Genomic DNA, 382 nt, shown 5'->3' on the forward strand with positions numbered 1-382 from the left:
CTCGCCAAAGAAGCGCCGCACCTCGGGGCGCCGGAAGTCGATGGCCGGCCCCCACGGGGTCTGGCGGTCGTCGCGGAAAAAGCCGCTGGCGTAGCGGTGCAGATAGTTGCCCTCGGGGCCGAAGTGGTTGTAGACCACATCGAGCAGCACCATCATGCCCAGCCCGTGCGCGGTGTCGACCAGCGTGCGCAGGTCGTCCGGCGTGCCATAGCTGCGCTCGGGCGCGAACGGCAGCACGCCGTCATAGCCCCAGTTGCGCGCGCCGGGAAACTCGGCCAGCGGCATCAGTTCGATGGCGGTGAAGCCCAGCGCGGCCAGCCGGTGCAGTTGCGCGGTGGCGCCGGCGTAGCCGCCGGCCAGCCCCACGTGCATTTCATAGATC

At 69.9% G+C, this 382-nt stretch carries 1 protein-coding gene; it reads right to left on the bottom strand.

All coding sequences use genetic code 11. From position 1 onward, the window contains the following. Window positions 1–382, bottom strand: a 382-nt coding sequence (locus tag AC1DCP_RS26650) for an alpha-amylase family glycosyl hydrolase (protein ID WP_476774908.1), incomplete at both ends; no start/stop codon positions are given.

It is taken from the genome of Agrobacterium sp. 10T429 (genome assembly GCF_056393925.1).